Genomic DNA, 22,770 nt, shown 5'->3' with positions numbered 1-22,770 from the left:
TACGGGCCGCTTCATCTGTTTTGCAGATGTTTTACGCGATCGAAACGCGCCGACCGCGACAGCCGTCGGTGGCTGCGGATCAGCGCCGAGAGCCACACAAGACGGGGCAAGCGAAGCCGATTGTTTCTGTCGTGTTGCCGTCAGATTTCCGAGGTCCGTGCATCCCCGATTTCGATGCCCTTCATCTGTTCGCTCTGTTTTGATTGTGCCGCCGGGCGCTTCTAGGCTCCGAGTCATCGAGCGGCCCACCCCGGGCCGTTCCCCTGAGGAGGCGACATGGACGAGACGACCGCACGCGGCACGGAGCCGCAGCGCTACGCCGTGGATCTGTTCGCGTTCTGGCACCCGTCCGTCTGGGGTCTCGAGACGGTCGCCGACATCAAGGAGCTCGGAGCCCGCGACCCTCGTCGGCTCTGGGACCGCCTCCTCACGCTCGTGACCGACAGCGGCGTCCAGGCCATCGAGGTGACGTTCGCCCCCTTCGACTGGAGGACCGCGGTCGCCGCCTACGGCTCGCTCTCCGGGCTCCTCGCCGAACTCGACGCTCGGGGCCTCGCCATCGTGAGCGGCTACCTCCCCTCGCTCGAAGACCCCGTGGCTCTGCTCCCCGAGAACCGGGCGTCGCTCCTCGAGGCGGTCGGCGGCTACGTCGACTTCCTCGCCGCCGTCGGCGCCACGGCCCTGGTGGGCAGCGCTCCTCTGCGGGGTACCAGGGGTGCGATCACCGCCTCGTTCGTCGACCTCGCCACCGCGAGTCGACTCGCCGTCCCCTTCCACGAGATCGGGGCGATCTGCCAGCGGGCCGGAATCCGGTTCGCCCTCCACACCGAATCGCACTCGCAGATGTGGACCGCGCGCGACATCGACCTCTTCATGCTCGCCACGGACCCGTTCTACGTCGGGCTCTGCCCCGACGCCGCGCACATCGTCCTCGGCGGCGGCGACCCCGTCGCCATCGCCGCCAAGCACTCCGACCGACTCGTCACCGCGCACTGGAAGGACGCCACCGGGCCGATGTCGTGGGACCTCCCCATCGACAAGAGCATCCACGTCGCCCATCGCGAGTTCTGCCGCGTGCCCGGCGAAGGAATCGTCGACTGGGCCGCCTGGGCGGCCGTCATGAAGTCCGCCGGCCTCCTCGATCCCGTCCTCCTCGAGATCGACGCCATCGACACCCCCGTCGAGTCGATCCGGCGAGCGATCCGTCATCTCGACGGCGTCCTCGCCACCGTCTGACCGCTCCACCGCACCCGCACCTCCTCCCCGTCCGACACAGCCCGTTCTCCCCTTTCTCCGGAAGGAACACCATGAACTCGTTCACCCGTCCCGTCGGCCGCCTGGCCCGGCGCCGCACCCTCCTCGGGGCGACCGCCCTCGTCGGTGCGCTCTCCGTCGCCCTCGTCGGCTGCGCCGACGCCGGCGCCAGCTCCACGAGCGGCTCCTCGTCCAGCTCGGCATCCGTCGCCGGCCTCTCGTCGACCCTCACCGCCGCCGCCTCCAAGCGCGCGAGCACCATCACGGGCGGCAAGAAGATCGGCGGGACAGTCACGATGGTCGGCACGCTCGGCGGCACCGAGAAGGAGCGCTTCCTCGCGACGCTCAAGCCGTTCGAGGACGCCACCGGCATCACGGTCGACTACACCGGCACCGAGGACTACACCACGGTGATCCAGTCGGGCGTCCAGGCCGGCAACCCGCCGGACGTCATGGCCGTCTCGAGCCTGAACATGGTCCAGCAGTACGCCAAGGAGGGCAAGCTCGTCGACATCGGCAGCCTGGTGGGCGACTCGACCATGTCCAAGAACTTCACCTCGGGTCTCCTCGACTCGACCACGGTGAACGGCAAGAACTACGGCATCTGGACCATGCTCGACAACTACGCGGTCTACTACAACGCGAAGACCTACAAGGGCCCGAAGACCGGATCGTGGGCCGACCTGATGGCCTATTCCAAGAAGGAGGCCGCGACCGGCACGACGCCCTGGTGCCTCGGCCTGAGCTCGGGCTCGACGACCGGCTGGCCGGGTGCGTACATGATCCTGAACCAGCTCCTGAAGCAGTCCGGCCCGACGGTCACGAACGCGCTGTCGAACGGCACCGGCACCTGGGACTCTCCCGAGGTGAAGAAGGCGTTCCAGGCGTTCGGCGCCATCGCCACCGACTCCACCATGGTCGCCGGCGGTGCATCCGGCGCTCTCTCCGCCGACATGGCGACCTCCGGCTCCGGCATGTACACGACCCCGCAGAAGTGCTCGCTCTTCGAGTGGGGCTCCTACGCCACGTCGATCCTGCTGTCGGCCGACACCTCGCTGAAGCCCGTCACCGACGTGGACTTCTTCTCGATCCCCGCGAGCGACGCGAAGTACGCCGACACCGAGGGCTACACCGGCACCATCACCGCCGCCTTCTCGAAGAGCGCCGCCACCAAGGCGTTCCTCCAGTACGAGGCCTCCTCCGAGGCGCAGTCGCTGATCGCCGCGACCGGCAACTGGACCGCGGCGAACACCGCCGTGGCAGCATCGTCGTACCCCAACGAGATCTCGAAGCGCGTCGCCACCCAGCTCCTCGAGAACAAGGACCTCGTCGCGCTGCCGGTCACGAGTATCGACCCGGCCGTGAAGGCGGCCCTCTACACGGCGGTCGCGAACTACGTGCAGAACCCGTCCACCCTCGACGCCGACCTCAAGGCGATCGACACCGCGCAGGCCGCGGTCAAGTAACACCTCTCCACCCCCTCCCGGCTGCCGGGGCCCCACGGCCCCGGCAGCCGGACGATCGGAGGCTCGAACATGTCGTCGTCCTACTTCCTCACGCTGGCCATCGGCGTCGTCGCGATCCCCGCGGTGATCCTGGCCTGGCTCTTCTTCGGCGAGCGCGTCGTCCGCCTGCTGCCGAACCGACGGCAGGAGCCCGTCCGCGCCTGGGTCTGGCTGGCCTTCCCCGTCGTGCTCGGTGGCGGCGTCCTGCTCTACCCGCTGGTGCAGACCGTCGTGAACTCGTTCCAGGACAAGTCGTCGCAGGGCTTCGTCGGCCTCGCCAACTTCGCCTGGGTGTTCAGCCCGACCGTGGTGCCGGTCCTGCTCAACAACCTCATCTGGGTCGTCGTCCTCCCCGCAGTGACTCTGCTGCTCGGTCTCGTCATCGCCGGCCTGGCCGACCGGGTGCGCTACGAGGCGGTCGTCCGCACGGTCATGATCCTGCCGATGGCGATCTCCTTCTCGGCCGCGGCGGTCATCTGGCGCCTGATGTACGCCTATCAGCCGAAGGGCTTCGCCCAGACCGGCACCATCGACGGCATCGTCAACCTCCTCGGCGGCACCCCGCTGGCCTTCCTCTCCGATCCGAAGATCACCACCTGGGCGCTCATCGCGATCGGCGTCTGGATGTCGGTCGGGACGGGGATGCTCATGCTCTCGGCCGCACTCAAGAACGTCGACGCGTCGACGCTCGAAGCGGCCCGCCTCGACGGCGCCAGCGAGCTCGGCGCCTTCTGGCACGTCGCCATCCCGCAGATCCTCCCGACGATCACCGTGGTCTACACGACGCAGATCATCTTCTCGCTGAAGGTCTTCGACATCGTCTACACGATGACCAACGGGGCGTTCAACACCGACGTCATCGCCAACCGCATGTACGCCGAGCTGTTCCGCACCCAGCAGTTCGGGCACGCGAGCGCCATCGCGGTGCTCCTCCTCGTCGCGGCGATCCCGATCGTGATCGTCAACCTCCGCCAATTCCGAGAGGAGCGAGTCGTCGCATGACCGAGACACTCCGCACCCCGACCGCTGCCGTCCGCCCCGCCGCCGGCACCTCCGCCGCCGGGCCGACACGGGTCGTCCCCGCCCGCCGCCGACGCCCGGGGGCCGCGCGCCGCATCCCCCTCCACGTGTTCCTCATCGCCATCTGCGCGATCTGGGTCGTTCCGCTCGTCGGCCTGATCGTCTACTCCCTGCGCACGATCGCCGACTCCGCGGTCTCGGGCTGGTGGCACGCCTTCACGGCGCCGCTGTTCACGATCACGAACTACACCTCGGCGTGGACGACGGGCGGCATCGGGCAGGCGCTCGGGAACAGCATCCTCATCGCCGTCCCCACCACCGTCATCACGATCACGGTCTGCGCCATCGGCGCCTACACGCTGGCCCGGATGAAGTTCCGCGGCCGCATCGTCGTGCTGACCATCGCGGTGGCCCTGCTCGTGGTGCCGCCGCAGCTGACGCTCGTCCCCCTCCTCCGCGTGTTCAACGTGCTGCACCTGACCGGGCACATCCCCGGTGTCTGGGTCTACCAGGTCGGCTTCGTGGTGCCGTTCGGCATCTACCTGCTGTTCGGTTTCTTCCGGGCCTTCCCCGACGAGCTGATCGAGGCGGCCTCCCTCGACGGCGCCTCGGTGCCGCGCATCTTCTTCAGCATCGTGCTGCCGACCGCCACGCCGATCCTCATCGCCCTGGCCATCATCCAGTTCATGTGGTCGTGGAACGACCTCCTCATCCCGCTCCTCTTCCTGGGCGGCGGCGCCTCGGTCGCACCGACGACGGTCCAGATCGCGGGCCTCGTGCAATCCACCGGCGGCGGGCTCAACCTGTTGACGGCGGCGGCGATCGTGTCGATGATCATCCCGGTGATCGTGACCGTGGTGCTCCAGCGCTACTTCGTCCGAGGCATCCTGGGCGGGGCCGTCAAGGGATGACGGACGCCGACGTCCTGGTGATCGGCGGCGGCCTGATCGGCGCCGTGCTGCTGCAGCGGCTTCGCGAGCAGGAGCGGGGCGCGCGCATCCTCGTCGTCGATGCCGGTCCGGCCATCGGTCCGGTGCCGGGCGAGCACCTCCACGGCGTCCGCGATCCCGAGCTGCACCGCGTCTACAACGCCCGGGTCGGCCTCGGCAACCAGGCCCTCTACGTCGGCGCGGCCTCCAGTCCCCCGCTGCCCCAGGGGGTGACCCGGGCCGCCGGGGGCATCTACGAGCTGACCGCGTTCGGGGAGGAGGCCGCCTCGTTCCCTGGCGGAGCGGTGGCGTGGAACGCCGGCGGCATGGGGGTCCACTGGACCGCAGCGACGCCGACCCCGACCGGAGCCGAGATCCCGTCGTTCCTTCCCCGGGCGGAATGGGACTCCGACGTCGAGACCGCGCGCCGCCTGCTGCTGGTGGACGACGATCCGTACGGTCCGGATCCCCTGCGCACCGCCGTGACGGCCGCGCTCGACATCGAGTTCCCCGTCACCGCCGACACCGACCGTCCCGTCCAACCCATGCCGATGGCCGTCACCGCGACCGCGTCCGGGGTCCTCCTGCGCTCGGGGCCCTCCCGCGTCTTCCCCGCCTCCGTCGACGGCAGCGACCCGCTCGTCGAGCGTCGGGCCGAGACGCTCTGCGTGCGACTCCTGCACGAGGCCGGCCGTGTGACGGGCGCGGTCCTGCGCCACGTGCCGAGCGGCGACGAGACCCTCGTGACCGCCGACCGTGTGGTGGTGGCCTGCGACGCCGTCCGCACCCCGCAGCTCCTGTGGGCGTCCGGCATCCGGCCCGCCGCTCTCGGCGGCAACCTCAACGAGCACGCCTTCCTCACCGGCCGCCTCCGCGTCGACCTCGACAGGCTCGGGCTCTCCGTCGACGACCTGACGCCTCGACGCGAGGGCGAGTGGTGCATCGGCTCGTACTGGATCCCCCGCAGTGGCGACCACCAGCCCTACCAGGGCCAGATCATGGCGGCGCCGATCTTCGACGAGGCCACGGGCGTGGTCGAGGGATGCACGGTCTCGCTGTCCTGGTACGTGCCCCTCGCGGGATCCCCCGCCAACCGCATCGACTTCTCCGACGACGCCACGGACGCGGCCGGCCTCCCCCGCGCCACCGTCCACTTCGAGCGCACGCCCGCGGATCGAGCCGCCATCGCACGAGGTCGTGCCGCGCAGGCCCGGGCGGGGCGGGCCCTCGGCGACTACGACCCGGTGGCCCACTCGGTGCTGCTCGAACCCGGCGCCTCGCTGCACTACACCGGCACGACCCGCATCGGGCCGGCGGGCGACGACACGTCGGTGTGCGACGAGGATGCACGGGTGCGGTCGTTCGACAACCTCTGGCTCGCCGGCAACGGCGTCGTCCCCACGGCGCTCACGGCCAATTCGACGCTGACGGCTGCGGCGTTGGCGGTCCGCACCGCTCGCGCCGTCGCGCGGGCCCGCTGACCGACCGCCGCCCCGAACGCGTCCGGGCGGCGCGAACATGCCGCCTCGGACGTCAGTCGAGGGGCAGCCGCACGGGTTCGGCCCGAAGGGCGGGACGGTCCGGATCGGGCCAGACGAGCCGCACGGTGGTGCCCTCACCGGGTCGCGACGAGATCTCCGCCACGCCGCCGATGTTCCGGATCCGCTCGACGATCGAGACCCGGACGCCGAGACGCCCCGGCGTCATCGTCTCGGTGTCGAAGCCGACGCCGTCGTCCCGGATCGTGACGACGACCCCTCCGGCTCGGAACTCCGCGAAGACCTGACGCGCGACCGGCCCCGGCCCCGCGTGCTGCACGCTGTTCGTCAGGGCCTGGAGCGCGGCGCCGATGAACGTCTCGACGACCGCGACGGGAAGTCGGTGCTCGGACGGGCCGGTCGTCGTCACCTCGACGTCGATGCCGAGCTCACGGCAGGCGTCCTCGAACCGCCCCCGGAGCGCGTCGATGGTCACGAGCGTCTCGACGCCCGGCAGCGCGTGGGTGGCGACGACCTCGCTGAGGGCATGGGTCGCCATCGCCACGGCGAACTGCCGGTCGGCTGCCGTGTCGGCGCGGGAGGCCGTGATGAACGTGGTCAGGACGCTGTCGTGCAGGATCGAGTCGACCTGCACCCGCTCGACCTCGTGCTCGTGGGCGCGGACCGCCGCCGTGTACTTCGCCGTCGCGGTCGCGTGCGCCAGGTCGACGGCCGCGGCGACGCGGCGCAGCATCGTCATCAGCAACAGGACCGCCGCTCCGAGCACGAAGGCGTACCCGGCGTCGACCAGGGCGTGCGGCACCGTGACTCCACCGCCCGGAGGAGTCGACCGGACGGCGACGAAGACCGCGGGGGTGGCGACGATGAAGACGATCGCCCACCGCAGACGGAAGCCGAACGAGGCGGCGGCGAGGAGGACGCTGCACAGGTACCACGGCCACGGCATCCGCCCGAGCATCCCCGCGGGATCCCCCACCAGGATCGGCCACGCGAGAAGGAGCACGAGGTAGACCAGCGAGCCCGCCTGGGCCCACCGACGAGTGGCTCCGACCCGGCCGAGCAGGCCCGCAACCGTCAGACCCGCCAGAGTGCCGAAGGTCAGAACGACGAGGACCCAGGACCAACCCGGGCGTGCGGCGGCGTGCTCGGCGACCGTGTACGGCACGGTCTGAGCGGTGAAGACGATGCAGAGGGCGCCGAGGAACCGGGCGAGGATGCGCTCGACGCGGGCGGCGCTCCTGTTCGTCGGCTCGAGCGTGCGCCAGCGGGCGGGGTCCAGGTCCACGCCGATATTCTGTCAGGCGCCGACGCGGATCAGCTTCTTGTTCACGAACTCCTCGGCCCCCAGGCGCCCCATCTCGCGCCCGAAGCCCGAGCGCTTCACCCCTCCGAACGAGAGTTCGGCGGCGTCGGCGAGCACCACGTTGACGAAGACCATGCCCGCCTCGATCTGGTCGGCGACGCGCGAGGCCTGCTCGGAGTCGGTCGTGAAGACGTACGACCCGAGGCCGAACGGGGTGTCGTTGGCGAGCCGGACGGCTTCGGCCTCGTCGGCGACGCGGTAGACGGTGGCGACCGGGCCGAAGAACTCCTCCTGCGATGCCGGGTTCTCGCGCGTGACGTCGGTCAGCACCGCCGGGGCGAAGAACGTGCCGTCCCGCGACCCGCCGGAGGCCAGGTGCGCTCCTGCCGCGAGGGCCCGCTCGAGCTGCTCGGCCAGACGGTCGGCGGCCGCGATCGACGACAGCGGGCCCAGTTCGGTGGCATCGAGCGTGGGATCCTCGGGCTCGACTGCGGACAGGGCCTCCGTGAACTTGGCCAGGAACGCTTCGTACAAATCGTCGACCACGATGAACCGCTTGGCCGCGTTGCAGCTCTGCCCGTTGTTGTCGAGGCGGGCCGAGACGGCGGCGGCCACGGTCGCGTCGAGGTCGTCGGTGCTGAACAGGAGGAACGGGTCGGAGCCGCCGAGCTCCAGCACCACCTTCTTCAGGTGACGTCCGGCGATCTCGGCCACGGCGGATCCCGCGCGCTCCGATCCCGTCAGCGAGACGCCCTGCACTCGCGGGTCGGCGATGACCGACTCGATCTGCTCGTTCGCCGCGAACACGTTCGTGTAGGCCCCCTCGGGGAAGCCCGCGTCGAGGAACAGCTGCTGCAGGGCCACGGCGGTCTCGGGGCACTGCGGCGCGTGCTTGAGCAGGATCGTGTTGCCGTTGACGAGGTTCGGGCCGGCGAAGCGGGCGACCTGGTACAGCGGGAAGTTCCACGGCATGATGCCGAGCAGGGGGCCGAGGGAGGCGCGGCGGATGAACGCGGACCCCTCGCCGCCGTTCAGCTCGATGGGCTGGTCGCGGAGGAAGAGCTCGGCGTTGTCGGCGTAGTACCGGTAGATGTCGGCACTGAAGTCGGCCTCGCCCAGCGCCTGCTCCTTCGGTTTGCCCATCTCGCGCACGGCCAGGTCGGCGAGCTCCTCACGACGCTCGACGTGCAGGTCGGCGACCCGACGGACGAGAGCCGCCCGCTCGGCGACGGTCGTGCTACGCGACCACTCCCGGTGCGCGACGTCGGCCCGACCGATGGCGGCTTCGAGGTCGGCGTCCGAGATCGTGGCGAACTCGGAGAGGGTCTCGCTGGTGGCGGGGTTGACGACGCTGTAGATGCTCATGATCTCTTTCCGAGGAACGGGCGGGACGGGGCTGCTGGACAGCATTCTCCCCGGCGCGCTCCACCGCGTGCGCCGTTCCGGCGCGCGTCGCTTCTGCCGCCGCCACACTGGCAGGCCGCCGGGGGTTTGCGGCGGGCGGCCGAGGCTCGTGGCGGGCGGCCGAGGCTCGTGGCGGGCGGCCGAGGCTCGTGGCGGGCGGCCGGGGCTTGCGGCGGACCGTTGGGGCGTGCGGTGGACCGTCAGGAGCGCAGCGGCGCCGGCGCGGGATCCGGGATGATCGGCAGGTCGCGCATCCGCCGGGTGCGCGCCCAGACGAAGAAGCCGGTCAGGGTGAATGCCCCGTAGACGATGTACATGATTCCCGAGGCCCAGTAACCGGCGCTCAACAGCAGCGGGACGCCCACGATGTCGACCGCCACCCAGATCAACCAGAACTCGACCCAGCCCTTGGCCATGCCGTAGGTGGCGAGCAGCGATCCCATGAAGATCCAGGCATCGGCCCACACGGGCGCGTACGAGCCGAGCGCGGTGAAGATCGGCGTGAGGATCGCGGTGCCCCCGACGAGCGCGACCACGAGGACGACGCGCGCCCGGAGACCCGCCCACCGCGGCTCGACCGCGCTGCCGCCACCGCCCTGGCTGCGCTTCCAGGCGTACCAGCCGTAGATCGACACGACGATGAACATGATCTGCCGGCCGGCCTGGCCGAGCAGGTTGACCGGGTTGGGCGTGTCGAACACGGCGCCCAGGAAGACGGTGAAGAGCAACGCGTTGCCGACGATGCCGATCGGCCAGGCCCAGACCTTGCGGCGCATGCCGCCGAGGGCGCTGATGAGGCCGAAGAGGTTGCCGATGACCTCGCGCCAGAGCACGGTCTGGTCGCCGACGTGGAAGGTGGCGTCGAACAACCAGTGGATGGCCTGCATGCAGACGAGCGTAGTTGCCGCGGGCCGCGAGGCCGAGGCGCTAGCGTTTCCTCATGACCGTCCACGTCACTCCCGTCACCCTGCCGACGCTCCAGTGGGGCGAGCCGGATGCACCGCGAACCGTCCTCCTCCTGCACGGGCTCACCTCCGCCGCCGGCACCTGGTGGCGGGTCGCCGACTCCCTCGCGGCCACCGGTGTCCGCGTCGTCGCCGCCGACCTGCGCGGGCACGGCCGAGCACCGCGGACCCTCTCGTACCCGATCGCCGGGTTCGCCGCCGACGTCCTGCAGCTCCACCCCGCGCCGGGTGCGCCCTGGGACGCCGTCGTCGGCCACTCGCTCGGCGGAGCCACCGCCGCGGCCGCTCTCGGCACGCTCGGCGACGCGGCATCCACCTGGGCCCGCTCCGCGGTGCTCGTCGACCCGGCCCTCCGCCGCCTCGAACCGGCATCGGAGGCCCTCCTCGCCGGCATGAGCGCCGAGGCGGAGGACCCCGACGCCGCCCGGATCGCTTCGGAGAACCCCGACTGGCATGCGGAAGACGTGCACCAGAAGGTGGTGGCGGCTCGCCTGATCAGCAAAGACACCGTGCGCCGGGTGCTGTCGGACCCGTGGGACGAGTCTCCGGCGATCGCCGGCACGGGCATCCCCGTCACGCTTCTCGGTGCCGACGCGACCGCCCCCGACCTCGCGCTGACCCCGGCCCTCGGAGCCGAGCTCGCCGCCAACCCTCGGGTCACCTACGAGGAGGTCGTCGGCGCGCACCACTCGATCCACCGCACGCACCCCGACGTGGTCGTGGCGGCGGTGGTGGCCGCGCTCGCTGCGCTTCCCGCCCGCTCACCCTCCCCCTCCCCCTCCGCCTGACGCCTGACGCCGAGTGCGCCGCGACGCGACGCGAGTCGGTCGACCCGACGCGCCGCGGACGTGGCGGCATGGCCAGACCGCGTCGCGTCACCACACGGCGGCGGCCGCGCGTCGCTACGCCCGACGCGGCAGGTGCAGCAGCATCGTGATGCCGACGACGATCAGGATGATCCCGGCGACGATCACGAAAGCCGACAGCGCGAGGATCGGCAGGAAGAGCATGACGATGCCGGCCACGATCGCGACGACGCCCGCGACCAGGCCGAGCCCGAGGCCACCCGAGCGGGCGTGGATCAGACCGGTGACGCCCTCGAAGATCCAGCCGACTCCGATCACGACGCCCAGCAGCGACAGGGACTGGAACGGGTCGAACAGGCAGAGCAGCGCCGCGATGATGATGAGAGCAGCCAGGACTCCCGTCAAGACCCGCACCCCTGTCGGGAGCGCGGTCGCCCGGATCGCCACGAAGAGGCGGAAGAGCCCGATCACGAGCAGCGAGATACCGAACAGGATCGCGATGGTGACGAGGGATGCACGGGGGAAGAAGAGGGCGATCGCACCGAGCACGATAGCGACGATCGCGGCGACGAGCACCGGGGTACGGGCGCCTCGAAGGCTGGTGGTTCCGAAGGGCGGCGTGCCGGTCATCCTGATCTCCTGCTGTGTAAGGGACGCCCAGCGCGTCCCGACGCCCACCTTAGCGACGGGGCGCGCGCACGGCCGGTCGTCCTCCGCTACGTCGTTTCGCCTCGGGTCTTGCGTTTCGCGCCGCGGCGCGAAACGACCTCCCCAAGGCGAAAGGAAGCGTGCGCGCGGCGTAGCCGCACCAGGTTCACGAACGGGTAGATCAAGAACACCAGCCCGAGCATGATCGGTGCCACGAGACCGGTGCCGGCCGCCGACCAGTGCGGGTCGGGCCCCGGATTCGCCGACAGCGCGGCGAGGTTCACGGCCGCACGCACCGCTGCGACGAACTCGACGACGGCGAGGGCGACGAAGATCGCGGTGACGACGATGCGGAAGACCTTGCTCATCGTCGGCAGCACCTCGACGCCCCGGTCGTGATAGTGCTCGACGCGGTCCGGCGGGAGGTACGGCACTCCCCCGTACACGTCGCTCTGTCGAACACGCGGGTTCCCCGCATACGGCTGCTTGTCGCTCATGAGACCCCCCTCGATTCGTCGCGAGTCTAAGCCCGGCAGAGGTCGATCGCCAGGGCAGCGAGCGGGTCGGCGAGCGGGGCGCCGTCCGGCCGGCGCCGCCCCGTGCATCCCCCGTTTCGGCCAGGATGGACGCATGGAATTCAGCGTGGAAGCGATCCTCTTCGACATCGACGGCACCCTGGTCGACTCGACGGCTGTGGTCGAGCGGGTCTGGCGGACCTGGGCCGTGAGCCGCGGTCTCGACGGCGAGGAGATCCTGAGCGTCTCGCACGGGCGCCGCACCGAAGACACGGTGGCACTGTTCCTGCCCGAGGCCGAGCGCGTCGGCGGCACCGCCGAGGTGGCGGAGCTCGAGCTGGCCGACCTCGACGACGTCCTGGCGCTGCCGGCCGCCGCGACCCTGCTCCAGTCGTTGCCGCCCGAGCGCTGGGCCGCCGTGACCTCGGGCACGCACCGCGTGATGCGAGCGCGCCTCGCCGGAGCCGGTCTGCCCGTGCCCGAGGTGCTGATCGCCGCCGAAGACGTCCGTGCTGGAAAGCCCGACCCCGAGGGGTACCGACGGGCTGCCGAACTCCTCGGTGTCGCGATCGACCGATGCCTGGTGATCGAGGATGCACCGGCCGGCCTCGAAGCAGGGCACGCGGCCGGCGCCCGCACGCTCGCGGTCGCCACCTCGCACGACCCCTCCGCCCTGACGGCGGCCGACGCCGTCGTGCCCGACCTCACCCATGTCTCGGCCCGGGTGACGCCGGCGGGGCTGACGGTCACGACCCGCTAGCGCGGTCTCGACCCGGTGGCGAGGAGCCGCGCGGCGTCGGGTCAGTCGAGCGCGTCCAGCTCGCGGAGGGCGGCCCGGGCATCCCCCAGCCTGTCGCTCTCGGGGCGTTCCCACCAGGGGTCGCCCCGCTCGCCGAGTCCGTGTTTCGCCACGCCGACCCGGTGCCGCGCGGCCGCCACGGCGTCGTCGTCGCCGGCCCGCTTCGCCGACCGGACCCCCGAGCGGCCTCGCCCCAGGTGCGACTTCAGAGCCTCGACGACGTCCTCCGGCAGCGACGGGTCCGTCTTGCGCCAGCGCCGACCGTCGACGACCAGCCACTTCTCGTCGTCGCTCGCCTGCCCTGCCGCCGCCGTCGGATCCACACGCCCACGATAGGCGCGGGCCGCAGTCGCTATGCCGTCGGCACGCCCGCCGCGAGCAGCCCGCGGTCGAGGTCGGCGAGGATGTCGCGCGCGCTCTCCAGGCCGATCGACAGGCGGACGAGCCCGGGGGTGATCCCCGCGGCGAGCTTCTCCTCGTCGGTCAGCTTCGCGTGGATCGTGCTGCCGAGGTGGATGGCCATGCTGCGCACGTCCCCGATGTGGGTCATCGGGCTGACCAGGCGCAGCGCGTCGATGAACCGGCGCGCCGCCTCGCGGCCTCCGGCGAGGTCGATCGTGACGACCGCTCCGGCACCGTTCGGCAGGTACTTCTTCGCCCGCTCGTGGAACGGGTCCGACGGCAGCCCCGGGTACAGCACGGCCTTCACCTCGGGGCGGATGCTCAACGCCTCGGCCACCTCCTGCGAGTTGGCGACCTGCTGCGCCAGACGGACCGAGAGGGTCTCGATGCCGTGGAGGAGGAGGAAGGTGCTGTTCGCCGCGACGGTCGGCCCGTACTCGAGCACGACGACCGAGCGGAGGTACGCGAGGTACGCCCCGGCCCCGAACCGGTCGACGAACGACGTGGGGCCCTCGGAGAGCTGGGGGAACCGACCCGAGGCCTTCCAGTCGAACCGACCGCCGTCGACGATCGCGCCGCCGATCACCGAGCCGTGGCCGGCCAGCCACTTCGACGTCGAGTGGATGACGATGTCGGCGCCCCACTCGATCGGGCGACAGAGGTACGGCGTGGCCACGGTGCTGTCGACGACCAGGGGGATGCCCGCGGCATGGGCGATGCGGGCCAGCCTCTCGAGATCGGCGACCTGGTTGAGCGGGTTCGGGATCGTCTCGGTGTAGATCGCCTTGGTGCGGTCGGTGATCCGCGCCGTCCACTCCTCGTCGGTGGCGTCGTCGGGCACGTACTCGATCGTCAGGCCCTGCCGACGCAGGGAGCCCTTGAACATGTCGCGCGTGCCCTCGTACAACGACGAGGTCGCGAGGATGTGGTCTCCCGTCTCCGCCAGCGCGAAGAGCGCCACGGCGATCGCGGCCTGGCCGCTCGAGACGACGATGCCGTCGACCCCGCCCTCGAGATCGGCCAGGCGCTGGCCCGCCACCGCGTTGGTCGGGTTCTCGTTGCGCGAGTAGGCCCGGAAGCCGCTGCGCCCGGCGAAGCGGTCCTCGCCGTCGTCGAAGTCGTCGAAGACGTAGCCGGCCGTCTGATAGATCGGGGTGACACGGGCCTTCGTCTGGGAGTCGACGACGGCACCGGCGTGGATCTGACGGGTGGCGAAGTCCAGTGCCTCGGGGGCCGGCTGCTCGGGAACGGGGGCGGGATGTTCGGACATGGTCACAGGGTATTGGTCGGGGGTCATCCGACGTCATTCGTGTGTCGTCGTCTTGCGCCGTGCTACGTCTCGAGAGGGTTGCGCTACCGCTCGAGAGGGTCGCGCTACCGCTCGAGAGGGTCGCGCTACCGCTCGAGAGGGTCGCGCTATCGCTCGAGAGGGTCGCGCTGCCGCTCGAGCGGGTTGTCGCGCAGCTTCGCGGCGATGCCGCCGAGCACGAGGCGGTGCGCGGCGGTGGTCGGCTTCCGCTCGGCCTGGTCGGTGACGGCGGCGGTGAACTCGTCCGCGAGGGCCTGGCGCGGGTACGCCTGGAGCACCTCGGCGACGAACTCCGCCGGGAGCACGTCGGGGCGAGCGCCGGAGATGTCGAGGCCGGTCGCGATCTCGAGGAGGTAGCCCTCGACGTCCTGCTCCGGATCGACCGACGGCCAGTTGTGGCGGATGATCACGTCCAGCACCCGCTGGCGTCGTGCCGCCGGCCATCCCGCACCGGCCGTGAGAGCGACGGCGACGTGGCCTCCCGCCTCCTCGTACGACAGGGCGACGTTGTCGAACGCCGGGGCCACGCCGATGTCGTGCAACAGCGCGGCCACGTAGACCAGTTCGTGGTCGACGTCCGTGCGGCCTTCGACCTCGGCGAACGCCTCCGCCCAGAGCCACGAGCGGGTCACGTGATTCAGCAGCGACGGGGTCGAGTACGCCTCGGCCAGCTCTCGGGCGGCGGCGGCGGCAGGCGTGTTCGGGGCGGCGAAGTCGGCGAGGTGCATCCCGCCATCATCGCGCACGCGACGCGTCGGCCGCGGCGGCGCTGCCATCGCTGTGAACGATGCCGCCGTGGAGAGGGGTGGGAGGCCGCGTGATGCGGCCCGGGGTCAGAGGCGATGCTCGATGAGCACGTCCTCTGTGAGGGCGAGGTGGGCGTCGCTGGACTCGCTGCGACGGGAGAGGCTGACGAAGAGGGCGTCGAGCACGGAGAGGTGGACGATGCGGCTGGCCATCGCCTCGACGCGGTAGGACGTCTCGGCGCTGCCGGCGACGATCGACCGGTCGCTGATCTCGGTGAGAGGGGAACGGGAGAAGCTGGTCAGGGCGACGGTGGTCGCCCCGGCCGCCTTCGCGGCGCGGGCCGTGGCCAACGTCTCGAACGTGGATCCGGTGTGGCTGATGGCGAAGAAGACGTCGCCCGGGCGCATCATCCTGGCGGTGACGTGCTGGGTGTGGACGTCGGGCGCGAACGTCGCGTCGACGCCGATCGTCGCGAGCCGGTAGGCCGTGTCGAGTGCGAGAGGGGCCGAGGTTCCCACGGCTCCGAAGACGACGCGACGGGCGGTGAGGAGGGCGTCCACGATGCTCTCGAGTGCCGCTCCGTCGATGGTCCGCGAGGCCTGCGAGACCGCCCGCGCCGTTCCGTCCATCACCTTGTGGGCGATGTCCACGACGCTGTCGTCGGCTGTGATGTCGCCGAGAACTCTGCGGTCGCTGGGGATGGACTCGCTCGCCAGCGTGATCTTCAGGTCCTGGTAACCACGGAGTCCGACGCTGACGCAGAGCCGCACGACGGTCGCCGGAGACGAGTCGGCGATGGCCGCGAGTTCCGAGACGGAGAGGTGGATGACGGCCATCGGATCGTGCAGGACGGCCTCGGCCACGCGCCGTTCGGCCGGGCTGAACGACGGGAGCGCGGCTCGGATCCGCTCTCTGATGCCGATCGCACCCGGCATGGTCGACGGTGCCGTCGGCGCCTCGATCTCGGAAGGATTTTTCATCACGGAAGGCAAGTTACGGATGCCCCGTGAACGAGGGGGCGCAGCCAGGTTAACGACGGATGTTGGTTTCATGACGGGCCGCCTCCTGGAATTTTCTTCCACTGCACAGAGGGCCGTCCGGCGCCAGCCCCTTGCGGAGATCGGTGATTTGCGCAGGGCCGTTCGGGGGCCAGAATGAGCACGTGACCAAGAAAATCGACGCCGCCCTGAAAGATCTCACCAAGGCTCTCGAGCACCACGCGCAAGTGGTCAGCCTCAAACCCGTCCCGCAGAAGAAGGCCGGCCGGGCCGCCGCCGAACTGCGTGCCGCCGCCACCGCCTACGCCGCCATCGTCGAGAAGAAGACCGGTCAGACGAACCCCTTCATCGACTTCCTCGACAAGGCCACGATCGACTCCCTGATGCACGAGCGCGACGCCCTCGCGAAGAAGACGGCCAAGGAGGAGAAGGCCGCGGCCCTCAAGACCGCGTCCGCCGCCGAGGTCGCCAAGGAGGGCACGATCGAGACGCACGAGGCCTAGCGGCCCGGCCCGAGGGAGACTGAGGGCATGGGCACCCTGATGTGGCTGGTCGACCTCGATGCGGAGGGCGGCGACGAGGCCGCCGCGAGCGCCGCACACCCGTGGCTCGACGAGGCGGAGCGCGCCCGGGCCGCCGCGCTGACCGAGGCCGACGACCGGCGACGGTACGTCCAGGCGCACCTCGTGCTGCGTCGGCTGCTCGGCGAAGCGCGGGGCGTGCTGCCCGCCGAGGTGCGCATCCCCCGCTCGCCCTGCCTCGCCTGCGGCGACCTCCACGGCCGACCCGTCGTGCCGGGTGGGCCGCACTTCAGCCTCTCCCGCAGTGGGCGGTGGGCCGCCATCGCGATCGACGAGGATGCCCGGGTCGGCATCGACATCGAGATCGCGCAGGCGGCGTCCCGGCTCGAGCCGCTGCGGTCCGAGCTCCTCTCGGACGGCGAGACGGCCGGGCCGGACGGACTGCTGCGGCTCTGGGTGCGGAAAGAGGCGTACCTCAAGGCGACCGGCGCCGGCCTCACGCGGCCGATGAGCACGGTCGGTGCCGACGAGCTGCGGGCCGTCGTCGATCTCGAGCTGCCCGACGGGCTCGTCGGCGCCCTGGCGACCCTGCCGACCGGGACAGGTCGATGACGCCCGACGTCGCCCGGTTCACCGGCGCGACACCCGGCCCCGGTAGGGTGCGGCCGCCGTGGATCCTCCGGCACGATTCCCGAACGCCGCTCGAAAGGGCCTCATGACCCCGCCTCCCGCCGACTCCACCGAACCCGACGGCCGCATCCTCGGCTCTCAGCGCACTCCCGAGCCGCGCACGCTGGTCGACATGCTCCGCGCGACCGTCTCCGACAATCCCGACGCGTCGGCGCTCGAGGACGAGGCCGGCGCCTTGAGCTACCGCGAGCTCGCCGTCCGGGTGCGGGCGGCGGCGGCGGCGCTCACCGCTGCCGGCGTCGAGCGCGGCGACCGGGTCGGAGTGCGGATGCCGTCGGGCGACCGCGAACTGTACATCGCGATCCTGGCCGTGCTGACAGCCGGCGCCGCCTACGTACCGGTCGACGCCGACGACCCCGAGGAACGCGCGGCCCTGGTCTTCGGCGAGGCCGGGGTCGTCGGGGTGATCGGGGCCGGGGGCGTGCTCACGCCAGTCGTCCCCCGAGTCGCCGCCACGGGCATCCTCGTCGCCGCCCCGCACCCCAGCCGCTCGGACGCCGTGCCCCCGCAGGCCGACGCCACGAGCCCGCGACTCGACGACGACGCGTGGATCATCTTCACCTCGGGATCGACCGGCACCCCGAAGGGCGTCGCCGCCAGTCACCGGTCGGCGGCAGCGTTCGTCGACGCCGAGGCGCGGATGTTCCTGGCCGCGGCGGACGAGGGGCCGCTCGGTCCGGGCGACCGCGTGCTCGCCGGCCTCAGCGTCGCCTTCGACGCCTCGTGCGAGGAGATGTGGCTGGCCTGGCGGAGCGGCGCCTGCCTCGTGCCGGCGCCGCGCAGCCTCGTCCGGACCGGCGCCGACCTCGGCCCCTGGCTCGTGCTGAAGGGCATCACCGTGGTCAGCACGGTGCCGACCCTGGCGGCCCTGTGGCCGTCCGAAGCGCTCGAGAACGTCCGCCTGCTGATCTTCGGCGGCGAGGCGCTGCCGCCCGAGATCGTGGACCGGGTCGCCGGCGGCAGCGGCACCGGCGCGGGCACGGCCGAAGGCACGGGCACCGGCTCCGGCACCGGCGAGAGCCGCGAGGTCTGGAACACCTACGGCCCGACCGAGGCCACGGTCGTCACGACGGGCTCCCGGGTCGAGAGGGGGCAGCCGGTCAGGATCGGCCTGCCGCTCGACGGCTGGGACGTCGCGGTCGTCGACGAGACCGGCCGCCCGGTCGCCGACGGCGAGGTCGGCGAGCTGATCATCGGTGGGGTCGGGCTCGCCCACTACCTCGACCCGGCCAAGGATGCCGAGAAGTACGCCCCGCACGCGGGCCTCGGCTGGGAGCGCGCCTACCGGTCGGGCGACCTCGTGCGCTTCGAGCGCGAGGGCCTCGTCTTCCAGGGCCGCGCCGACGATCAGGTCAAGGTCGGTGGCCGCCGGATCGAGCTCGGGGAGATCGAGGCGGCGCTGCTCGGTCTCGACGGTGTCGCCGGTGCCGCGGCCTCGGTGCGGAAGACCGCCGCAGGCAACCAGGTCATCGTCGGCTACCTCGCCGTGCCCGACGCGGCCGCCTTCGCGAAGGCCCCGGCTCTCGCCCGCCTCCGAGAGGAGCTCCCAGCCGCCCTCGTCCCCCTCCTCGCGCTGATCGAGGGCGACCTGCCCACGAAGACGTCGGGCAAGATCGACCGCGACGCCCTGCCGTGGCCGTTGCCGGCGGACCCGGTGGATGCGACCGCCGGGGGCATGAGCGCCGACGAACTCGTCCTCGCCGCCGACTGGCAGGCCGTCCTCGGGCTCCCCGTCGCCGACGCCGACGCCGACTTCTTCGACCTGGGCGGCGGGTCGCTCGCCGCGGCGCAGTTGGTGGCCCGGATACGGATGCGCGATCCCGAGTTCACCGTGGCCGAGATCTACTCGCACCCCCGCCTCGGAGCCCTTGCCGACGCCCTCCGCGTCCGGGCCACGACGAACGTCCCCGCGCGCGACGACTACCACCGCGCGGCACCGACGCCCGTGCGGATGCAGTGGCTGCAGACCGTGCTCGGCCTGCCGCTCCACGTGCTGAGCGGGTTCCGCTGGCTCACCTACGCGGTGACGGCCTCGACGATCCTCCACTGGTCGACGGGCTTCGACGCCCTGCCCTCCGTGAACGGCTGGCTCGTCGTCGCACTGCTGATCGTCTTCGTCACGCCGCCCGGGCGGATGGCCCTCTCCGTCGTGGCGGCCCGGCTGCTGCTGGCCGGGGTGAAGGCCGGCGACTACCCGCGCGGTGGCGGGGTGCATCTGCGGCTCTGGCTCGCCGACCAGGTCGCCCACCAGATCGGGGCGGTCGGCCTGGCCGGAGCCCCGTGGATCAGCTACTACGCCCGGGCTCTCGGCGCGCGCATCGCGGCCGACGTCGACCTCCACGCGCTCCCTCCCGTCACCGGCATGCTCCGGATCGGCCGGGGCGCCGCCATTGAGCCCGAGGTCGACCTCTCGGGCTACTGGATCGACGGCGACGTCGTGCGCATCGGCGCCATCCGCATCGGAGCCGGCTCCACGGTCGGGATGCGCTCGACCCTCCTGCCCGGCACCCGCATCGGCAAGAACGCATCGGTCGCCCCGGGCTCGGCCGTCTTCGGACGGATCCCGGCCGGGCAGGACTGGGCCGGCTCCCCCGCAGCCCGGGTCGGCAAGTCGCGCGCCTGGTGGCCGGCCGACCGTCCGCTCCCCCACCGCGGCTGGCTCGTCGCCTACGGTGTGTCGGCGACGGTGCTCGGGCTCGTGCCCCTCGCCTCGCTGGCGGCCGGCGGCGCGGTGCTGGCGCTGGGCGTGCACGGGGCGACGTCCCTCGGGGACGCGCTCCGGGCATCCCTCGCTCTCGCGGTTCCGGCCGTGCTCGTGGCCGGCGCTGTCGCGGCCCTCCTGGTCGTCGCGTTCGTGCGGCTCCTCGCGATCGGCGTGACGGAGGGCACCTTCGCGGTCCGCTCCCGGGCCGGCTGGCAGGTCTGGAGCACCGAACGCCTCCTCGACCTCGCCCGCACCTTCCTGTTCCCGCTCTACTCGAGCCTCTTCACCCCCGTGTGGCTCCGGATGCTCGGAGCCCGGGTCGGGCGCGACGTGGAGGCCTCGACGGTCCTGCTCCTGCCCGCCATGACCACGATCCGCGACGGCGCCTTCCTCGCCGACGACACCCTGGTGGCCTCCTACGAGCTCGGCGGCGGGTACCTGCGGGTCGCGCGGGCGGAGATCGGGCAGCGCGCGTTCCTCGGCAACTCGGGCATGACCGGCGCCGGGCACAAGGTCCCGCGCGACGGGCTCGTGGCCGTCCTCTCGTCCGCACCCCGCAAATCGAAGGCGGGATCCTCGTGGCTGGGTTCACCGGCCGTGCGACTCCGACGCACCGTCGCCGTCGCGGACGAGGCCCGTACGTTCCGTCCTCCCGCCCGGCTCCGCGTCGCCCGCGTCCTCTGGGAGCTCGGGCGGATCGTGCCCGTGATCGGCACCTGCCTGATCGGGCTGGGCGTCGTGTTCGGGCTGTACTGGTCGGTCTCCGCCGTCGGGTTCGGCTGGAGCATCCCCCTGTCCGCCGTGGTGATGCTCGGTGCGGGCGCCGTCGCAGCGGCCCTTGCCACCGCCGCCAAGTGGGCCCTGATCGGACGGATCAAGGTCGCCGAGAAACCCCTCTGGTCGTCGTTCGTGTGGCGGAGCGAGGTCGCCGACACGTTCACCGAGATGTGCGCCGCCCCGTGGTTCGCGCAGCCGGCCGCCGGCACGCCCGCCCTCGTCTGGTGGCTGCGGTCGCTCGGCGCCTCGATCGGGAAGGGCGTCTGGACCGACAGCTACTGGCTTCCCGAAGCGGATCTCGTGCGTCTCGGCGACGGAAGCTGCGTCAATCGGGGCTGCGTCGTGCAGACGCACCTCTTTCATGATCGAATCATGAGCATGGACACCGTCACGCTCGACGCCGGTGCGACCCTCGGGCCGCACAGCGTCGTCCTGCCCGCCGCCGTCATCGGATCCCACGCCACCGTGGGGCCCGCCTCGCTCGTGATGCGCGGAGAAGCCGTGCCGGTGGGCAGCCGCTGGTCGGGCAACCCGATCGGGCCGTGGCGCGAGGTCCGGTTCGCCGACTATCACGCGGTGGCCTCCGCCTGATGGGGTCGTCCCCGCTGCCGGCTCCGTCCTCGTCGCCCTCGTACACGCCCGACTCCGGCAACTCGGGGTACCGGTCGCTCGCCTACGACCTCGACATCGCCTATCGCGTGGCCACCAACCGGCTCGACGGCACCGCCACGATCCGGTTGATCGCCACGGCCGATCTGACGCGCATCCCCCTCGATCTCGCCCGACTCCGCGTCTCCAAAGTGCGCGTCGACGGCACCAAGGCCGTGCGCTTCGTGCAGTCGGCGGCCAAGGTCGTCATCACGCCGGCGGCGCCGATCCCGGCCGGCGAGGAGTTCGTCGTGACGATCGAGTACGCGGGCGCGCCGACACCGCGGAACAGCACCTGGGGCACCGTCGGCTGGGAGGAGCTGACCGACGGGGCGATCGTCGCGTCGCAGCCGAGCGGGGCGCCGTCGTGGTTCCCGTGCAACGACGATCCGTCCGACAAGGCCTCGTACCGCATCCGCGTCACCACCGAGCAGCCCTACGCCGTCGTGTGCAACGGGGTGCTGGTGCGGCGGTCGACGCGGTCGGGCCGGACCACGTGGGAGTACGAGCAGACTCAGCCGACCTCGACCTACCTCGCCACCGTGCAGATCGGGCGCTACGAGCTCGTCCCGTTCACCGCCGGCGCCGTCCCCGGCGTGCTCGCCGGCCCGCCTGCGCTTCGGTCGCGGATCGGGCACGACTTCGGCGAGCTGCCGTCGATGATGGCCTGCTTCGAGGAGCGGTTCGGACCGTACCCCTTCGACGGCTACACGATCGTCGTCACAGAAGACGACCTCGAGATCCCGCTCGAAGCGCAGGGGCTCGCCATCTTCGGCGCCAACCACGCCGACGGGCACGGCTCGGCCGAGCGCCTCGTCGCGCACGAACTGGCGCACCAGTGGTTCGGCAACAGCGTCGGCGTCGCGTCGTGGCAGTACATCTGGCTGAACGAGGGGTTCGCCTGCTACTCCGAGTGGCTCTGGTCGGAGTATTCGGGCTCGCAATCCGCGGCGTCGCTCGCCGCGGCGACGCACGAGAGGCTCTCGAAGCTGCCGCAGGACATCGTCGTCGGCGACCCCGGCCCGAAGCTGATGTTCGACGACCGGCTCTACAAGCGCGGCGCCCTGACGCTGCACGCCCTGCGGCTCGAACTCGGAGACGACGCGTTCTTCGGGCTGTTGCGGTCGTGGACCGCCGAGCACCGGCACGGCGTCGTGAGCACGGCCGACTTCGTGGCGGCGGCGGGGGCTGCGGCCGGGGCTGGTGCGGGTGCTGGTGCTGGCGCTTCTCGCGTCACGGCGCTGCTGTCCGCCTGGCTCGACCGGCGGGTGCTGCCGCCGCTCTGACGGGCGTTACGCGTGCGTGCATGCATGCGCTCGCGCTGTTG

20 protein-coding genes are annotated in these 22,770 nt (G+C 71.6%); 11 read left to right on the top strand and 9 right to left on the bottom strand.

Features of this window, described 5'->3' with window-relative positions:
- The first annotated feature begins 276 nt into the window (after positions 1–276).
- From ABEA39_RS00620 to ABEA39_RS00600, 5 genes are all read left to right on the top strand, one after another.
- Positions 277–1,236, top strand: coding sequence for a sugar phosphate isomerase/epimerase family protein (locus ABEA39_RS00620; protein WP_345372023.1), 960 nt, complete (start codon positions 277–279; stop codon positions 1,234–1,236).
- Positions 1,237–1,307: 71 nt separating this feature from the next.
- A complete protein-coding gene (locus ABEA39_RS00615) occupies positions 1,308–2,720 on the top strand; it encodes an ABC transporter substrate-binding protein (RefSeq protein WP_345372021.1) in 1,413 nt (470 codons plus the stop codon).
- 69 nt (positions 2,721–2,789) lie between these two features.
- Positions 2,790–3,761: a carbohydrate ABC transporter permease gene (locus ABEA39_RS00610; RefSeq protein WP_345372019.1), complete on the top strand. Its 972-nt coding sequence runs from the start codon at positions 2,790–2,792 to the stop codon at positions 3,759–3,761.
- The gene (locus tag ABEA39_RS00605; RefSeq protein WP_345372017.1) at positions 3,758–4,690 is read left to right on the top strand and encodes a carbohydrate ABC transporter permease; all 933 of its coding nucleotides are present in this window, start codon (positions 3,758–3,760) and stop codon (positions 4,688–4,690) included. Before ABEA39_RS00610 ends, ABEA39_RS00605 begins: the two co-directional genes overlap by 4 nt.
- Complete coding sequence (locus ABEA39_RS00600; protein ID WP_345372015.1) at positions 4,687–6,189, top strand: GMC oxidoreductase; 1,503 nt, start codon at positions 4,687–4,689, stop codon at positions 6,187–6,189. Before ABEA39_RS00605 ends, ABEA39_RS00600 begins: the two co-directional genes overlap by 4 nt.
- Positions 6,190–6,241: 52 nt before the next feature.
- Here the strand turns inward: ABEA39_RS00600 and ABEA39_RS00595 are convergent, their stop codons facing one another.
- From ABEA39_RS00595 to pnuC, 3 genes are all read right to left on the bottom strand, one after another.
- The gene (locus tag ABEA39_RS00595) at positions 6,242–7,492 is read right to left on the bottom strand and encodes a sensor histidine kinase (protein ID WP_345372013.1); all 1,251 of its coding nucleotides are present in this window, start codon (positions 7,490–7,492) and stop codon (positions 6,242–6,244) included.
- Positions 7,493–7,504: 12 nt separating this feature from the next.
- Positions 7,505–8,875: an NAD-dependent succinate-semialdehyde dehydrogenase gene (locus ABEA39_RS00590; protein WP_345372011.1), complete on the bottom strand. Its 1,371-nt coding sequence runs from the start codon at positions 8,873–8,875 to the stop codon at positions 7,505–7,507.
- A gap of 239 nt (positions 8,876–9,114) precedes the next feature.
- Complete coding sequence (pnuC, locus tag ABEA39_RS00585) at positions 9,115–9,801, bottom strand: nicotinamide riboside transporter PnuC (RefSeq protein ID WP_345372009.1); 687 nt, start codon at positions 9,799–9,801, stop codon at positions 9,115–9,117.
- 53 nt (positions 9,802–9,854) lie between these two features.
- Here pnuC and ABEA39_RS00580 point away from each other — a divergent pair, with 53 nt between their 5' ends.
- The gene (locus tag ABEA39_RS00580) at positions 9,855–10,667 is read left to right on the top strand and encodes an alpha/beta hydrolase (RefSeq protein WP_345372007.1); all 813 of its coding nucleotides are present in this window, start codon (positions 9,855–9,857) and stop codon (positions 10,665–10,667) included.
- Between the two features lie 114 nt (positions 10,668–10,781).
- Here ABEA39_RS00580 and ABEA39_RS00575 read toward each other — a convergent pair whose 3' ends face one another.
- A complete protein-coding gene (locus ABEA39_RS00575) occupies positions 10,782–11,315 on the bottom strand; it encodes an HdeD family acid-resistance protein (protein ID WP_345372005.1) in 534 nt (177 codons plus the stop codon).
- An 86-nt stretch (positions 11,316–11,401) separates the two neighbouring features.
- The gene (locus tag ABEA39_RS00570; protein ID WP_345372003.1) at positions 11,402–11,830 is read right to left on the bottom strand and encodes a hypothetical protein; all 429 of its coding nucleotides are present in this window, start codon (positions 11,828–11,830) and stop codon (positions 11,402–11,404) included.
- A 133-nt stretch (positions 11,831–11,963) separates the two neighbouring features.
- Between ABEA39_RS00570 and ABEA39_RS00565 the strand changes: the two genes are divergently transcribed.
- Positions 11,964–12,608: an HAD-IA family hydrolase gene (locus ABEA39_RS00565; RefSeq protein WP_345372001.1), complete on the top strand. Its 645-nt coding sequence runs from the start codon at positions 11,964–11,966 to the stop codon at positions 12,606–12,608.
- Positions 12,609–12,649: 41 nt separating this feature from the next.
- Here the strand turns inward: ABEA39_RS00565 and ABEA39_RS00560 are convergent, their stop codons facing one another.
- From ABEA39_RS00560 to ABEA39_RS00545, 4 genes are all read right to left on the bottom strand, one after another.
- Positions 12,650–12,970, bottom strand: a complete 321-nt coding sequence (locus ABEA39_RS00560) for a biopolymer transporter Tol (RefSeq protein WP_345371999.1) — start codon at positions 12,968–12,970, stop codon at positions 12,650–12,652.
- 29 nt (positions 12,971–12,999) lie between these two features.
- On the bottom strand, positions 13,000–14,319 hold the full coding sequence (locus ABEA39_RS00555) for an O-acetylhomoserine aminocarboxypropyltransferase/cysteine synthase family protein (protein ID WP_345371997.1): 1,320 nt from the start codon (positions 14,317–14,319) through the stop codon (positions 13,000–13,002).
- A 146-nt stretch (positions 14,320–14,465) separates the two neighbouring features.
- A complete protein-coding gene (locus ABEA39_RS00550; protein ID WP_345371995.1) occupies positions 14,466–15,086 on the bottom strand; it encodes an HD domain-containing protein in 621 nt (206 codons plus the stop codon).
- 105 nt (positions 15,087–15,191) lie between these two features.
- Positions 15,192–16,085, bottom strand: a complete 894-nt coding sequence (locus tag ABEA39_RS00545) for a MurR/RpiR family transcriptional regulator (protein WP_345371993.1) — start codon at positions 16,083–16,085, stop codon at positions 15,192–15,194.
- A 182-nt stretch (positions 16,086–16,267) separates the two neighbouring features.
- Between ABEA39_RS00545 and ABEA39_RS00540 the strand changes: the two genes are divergently transcribed.
- The 4 genes from ABEA39_RS00540 (at position 16,268) to ABEA39_RS00525 (ending at position 22,729) form a co-directional block, all read left to right on the top strand.
- Positions 16,268–16,606 carry a hypothetical protein gene (locus ABEA39_RS00540; RefSeq protein ID WP_345371991.1) on the top strand — a complete coding sequence of 113 codons (339 nt, stop codon included), beginning with the start codon at positions 16,268–16,270 and terminating at the stop codon, positions 16,604–16,606.
- Between the two features lie 27 nt (positions 16,607–16,633).
- Positions 16,634–17,236 (top strand): 4'-phosphopantetheinyl transferase family protein, encoded by a 603-nt coding sequence (locus ABEA39_RS00535; RefSeq protein WP_345371989.1) that lies wholly within the window; start codon positions 16,634–16,636, stop codon positions 17,234–17,236.
- Positions 17,237–17,339: 103 nt separating this feature from the next.
- The gene (locus ABEA39_RS00530; protein WP_345371987.1) at positions 17,340–21,386 is read left to right on the top strand and encodes a Pls/PosA family non-ribosomal peptide synthetase; all 4,047 of its coding nucleotides are present in this window, start codon (positions 17,340–17,342) and stop codon (positions 21,384–21,386) included.
- Entirely contained in the window at positions 21,386–22,729 is a 1,344-nt protein-coding gene (locus ABEA39_RS00525) for a M1 family metallopeptidase (RefSeq protein ID WP_345371985.1), read from the top strand. The genes ABEA39_RS00530 and ABEA39_RS00525 overlap by 1 nt, the downstream gene beginning before the upstream one ends.
- The last annotated feature ends 41 nt before the right edge of the window (positions 22,730–22,770 follow it).

Origin of the sequence: Frondihabitans cladoniiphilus (genome assembly GCF_039544345.1) — a bacterium.
In the GTDB taxonomy this organism is placed as follows: Bacteria; Actinomycetota; Actinomycetes; order Actinomycetales; family Microbacteriaceae; genus Frondihabitans; species Frondihabitans cladoniiphilus.
This window is presented reverse-complemented; position numbering and strand designations above follow the sequence as displayed.

What these genes read in the sequence shown, in the direction of transcription:
- ABEA39_RS00620 (WP_345372023.1), top strand. Translation starts at nt 277, where the DNA reads ATGGACGAGACGACCGCACGCGGCACGGAGCCGCAGCGCTACGCCGTG.
- ABEA39_RS00615 (WP_345372021.1), top strand. Translation starts at nt 1,308, where the DNA reads ATGAACTCGTTCACCCGTCCCGTCGGCCGCCTGGCCCGGCGCCGCACC.
- ABEA39_RS00610 (WP_345372019.1), top strand. Translation starts at nt 2,790, where the DNA reads ATGTCGTCGTCCTACTTCCTCACGCTGGCCATCGGCGTCGTCGCGATC.
- ABEA39_RS00605 (WP_345372017.1), top strand. Translation starts at nt 3,758, where the DNA reads ATGACCGAGACACTCCGCACCCCGACCGCTGCCGTCCGCCCCGCCGCC.
- ABEA39_RS00600 (WP_345372015.1), top strand. Translation starts at nt 4,687, where the DNA reads ATGACGGACGCCGACGTCCTGGTGATCGGCGGCGGCCTGATCGGCGCC.
- ABEA39_RS00590 (WP_345372011.1), bottom strand. Translation starts at nt 8,875, where the DNA reads ATGAGCATCTACAGCGTCGTCAACCCCGCCACCAGCGAGACCCTCTCC.
- pnuC (WP_345372009.1), bottom strand. Translation starts at nt 9,801, where the DNA reads ATGCAGGCCATCCACTGGTTGTTCGACGCCACCTTCCACGTCGGCGAC.
- ABEA39_RS00580 (WP_345372007.1), top strand. Translation starts at nt 9,855, where the DNA reads ATGACCGTCCACGTCACTCCCGTCACCCTGCCGACGCTCCAGTGGGGC.
- ABEA39_RS00575 (WP_345372005.1), bottom strand. Translation starts at nt 11,315, where the DNA reads ATGACCGGCACGCCGCCCTTCGGAACCACCAGCCTTCGAGGCGCCCGT.
- ABEA39_RS00570 (WP_345372003.1), bottom strand. Translation starts at nt 11,830, where the DNA reads ATGAGCGACAAGCAGCCGTATGCGGGGAACCCGCGTGTTCGACAGAGC.
- ABEA39_RS00565 (WP_345372001.1), top strand. Translation starts at nt 11,964, where the DNA reads ATGGAATTCAGCGTGGAAGCGATCCTCTTCGACATCGACGGCACCCTG.
- ABEA39_RS00555 (WP_345371997.1), bottom strand. Translation starts at nt 14,319, where the DNA reads ATGTCCGAACATCCCGCCCCCGTTCCCGAGCAGCCGGCCCCCGAGGCA.
- ABEA39_RS00550 (WP_345371995.1), bottom strand. Translation starts at nt 15,086, where the DNA reads ATGCACCTCGCCGACTTCGCCGCCCCGAACACGCCTGCCGCCGCCGCC.
- ABEA39_RS00545 (WP_345371993.1), bottom strand. Translation starts at nt 16,085, where the DNA reads ATGAAAAATCCTTCCGAGATCGAGGCGCCGACGGCACCGTCGACCATG.
- ABEA39_RS00535 (WP_345371989.1), top strand. Translation starts at nt 16,634, where the DNA reads ATGGGCACCCTGATGTGGCTGGTCGACCTCGATGCGGAGGGCGGCGAC.
- ABEA39_RS00530 (WP_345371987.1), top strand. Translation starts at nt 17,340, where the DNA reads ATGACCCCGCCTCCCGCCGACTCCACCGAACCCGACGGCCGCATCCTC.
- ABEA39_RS00525 (WP_345371985.1), top strand. Translation starts at nt 21,386, where the DNA reads ATGGGGTCGTCCCCGCTGCCGGCTCCGTCCTCGTCGCCCTCGTACACG.